Source organism: Streptomyces sp. ADMS (assembly GCF_033441795.1).
In the GTDB taxonomy this organism is placed as follows: domain Bacteria; phylum Actinomycetota; class Actinomycetes; order Streptomycetales; family Streptomycetaceae; genus Streptomyces.
Map to the genome: position 1 here is coordinate 1 of NZ_JAVFVX010000288.1, position 1,830 is coordinate 1,830.

Genomic DNA, 1,830 nt, shown 5'->3' on the forward strand with positions numbered 1-1,830 from the left:
TGCCGCTCCCGCAGCCCTGGGTCATGCCCCGGCTGCCGGTGCGGCTCGCCGCCTGTGGCGCCGCCGACCTTCCGAGCCAAGCGGCAGGCTTGTCGGCGACGACGGCGAGCTCCGGCGGGCGGGGCCCGCCTTGAACCTCGTAGAGAAAATCTGAACGCACCGCCCTAACCAGCGTCCCGGCACGGCGGGTCAGCGGCCCCGCTCGCCGCCACCCGACTCCAGTGCCTCGACGCGGCCACGAAGGTCGGCAATCTGCTGAACGGCCTCGGCCAGCGCCAGCTCCAACGCCTCGACGCGGGCCGTCGTCCCGCCGACGGGTGCGGTCGCCTCCGGACCGTCGAGGTCATCGGCCCCGGCGACGTGGTCTTGGTGGGCGACGAAGGCGCCCTTGCCGGGGCGGGAGACCGCCCACCCCTCCTGCTTCAGCAGAACCATGGCCTTCTGCACGGTCAGGCTCGACGCCCCGAACTCCCGCATCAACACGGCCTGCGTCGGCAACGCATCCCCCGGCCGCAACCCGCCCGAGCGGATCCGCTCGCGCAGGCTCTCGGCGATCACCTCGAACGTCAGCCGCACCCCGCTGCCCGCCGGTCTCCGCCCGCGCCGCCCCACCACGCCGGCCACCCCCGCTTTCCACGCCCTCTACCAGCGACATCCGGCCCGTCCAAACCGGGAAACCGGCCCCACACTACCCGCGTCCCACCACCCCACAAGAAAGGAATCAGGAGGGATGCGCTTTCCCCAGCCGATACGGCACCGCGATGAGCCGGGACGCCCTGGAGCGGCGGTTGGTCAAACACGCCGCCACCGCCCGCGCGGAGCCGACTCTGCTCGAGAAGAAGATCTCGCCTCACGTTCTACGGCACACCGCAGCGATGCGCCTCCTCACGGCCGGCGTCGACAGCACCGTCATCGCTCTCTGGCTGGGCCACGAGAGCGTCGCCACCACCCAGATCTACACGCCGACCTTGCTCTCAAGGAACAGGCCCTCGCCCGCACCGCGCCGCTGGACACCACACCGGGCCGCTACCGCCCATCCGACACCGTCATAGCGTTCCTCGAAGCACTATGACTATGCCGACCTGCTGTCCGAGGGACGCCGCTGCCAGCACGGCCACCAGACAGCAGGTCGGCATAACCCGCAGGTCTTCATAAGACGCCTTATGCCGACGTCGGCATAAGGCATCGCCGGTCACGGTGACTCCTTGCAGGTCATAGGGGTCCAGGAGGGCGGCGAAGCACGTGATCTCGTTCGTCTTCCCGGGGACCCTGAGCTGGGTGACGGTCATCTCGGTGCCGGTCATCGCGGCGAGCAGGTGCGCGGCCGGGGTGGCGCCCAGGCGCGAGCCGCGGGCGCTCTTGCCGTCGACCGCGAGGGTGTCGGTGCCTGCCGGGTCGTGTCCGAGGAGGTCTGCCAGGCCGCCGGGACAGGTGTCCTTGATGACCCGGCGGACCGTCGCGCCGCTGGGTGGGATGCGCACGGCCAGGGCGATTGCGGTGCAGGCACCGAGCCGGGCCAGGACGTCCTGCGGGGCCTCGGCCGCCCACTCGCTGATCGCCACGAAACTCCTCGCCCCGGTCACCACGGCGGAGCAGGCGATCAGCAGTACTGCCACGAAGGGGTGACGCTTCCCACGCCGGCACCGCGGATCGGCCAGTGCCCGCAGCCGCTCGGCCAACGGGCCGATCGCACGGTGCTGACGGGTGGGCGACTTGACCAGACAGACGGTGGCAGACTGACGGCACATCGAAGCTCCGTTGTGGGACGGCGACTTGTACTACAGCCTCAGATCTTGAGGTTGTGATCGGTTCTGCTCGGGTTGTCGCCAG

3 protein-coding genes are annotated in these 1,830 nt (G+C 70.4%); 1 reads left to right on the plus strand and 2 read right to left on the minus strand.

Annotation, left to right across the window (positions count from 1 at the left end; genetic code table 11):
- Positions 1-189 precede the first annotated feature (189 nt).
- Positions 190-624, minus strand: a complete 435-nt coding sequence (locus RB628_RS40425) for a winged helix-turn-helix domain-containing protein (protein WP_318325633.1) — start codon at positions 622-624, stop codon at positions 190-192.
- A gap of 137 nt (positions 625-761) precedes the next feature.
- Between RB628_RS40425 and RB628_RS40430 the strand changes: the two genes are divergently transcribed.
- Entirely contained in the window at positions 762-1,052 is a 291-nt protein-coding gene (locus tag RB628_RS40430; RefSeq protein WP_412180804.1) for a tyrosine-type recombinase/integrase, read from the plus strand.
- On the opposite strand, the gene RB628_RS40435 is transcribed toward RB628_RS40430, so the two are convergent.
- Complete coding sequence (locus tag RB628_RS40435; RefSeq protein WP_318325634.1) at positions 1,047-1,748, minus strand: transposase family protein; 702 nt, start codon at positions 1,746-1,748, stop codon at positions 1,047-1,049. The two genes, RB628_RS40430 and RB628_RS40435, sit on opposite strands and share 6 nt — an antisense overlap.
- Between the last annotated feature and the right edge of the window lie 82 nt (positions 1,749-1,830).

Excerpts from the sequence above, each read along its gene's own strand:
- RB628_RS40430 (WP_412180804.1), top strand. The coding sequence starts at position 762 with ATGAGCCGGGACGCCCTGGAGCGGCGGTTGGTCAAACACGCCGCCACC.
- RB628_RS40435 (WP_318325634.1), bottom strand. The coding sequence starts at position 1,748 with ATGTGCCGTCAGTCTGCCACCGTCTGTCTGGTCAAGTCGCCCACCCGT.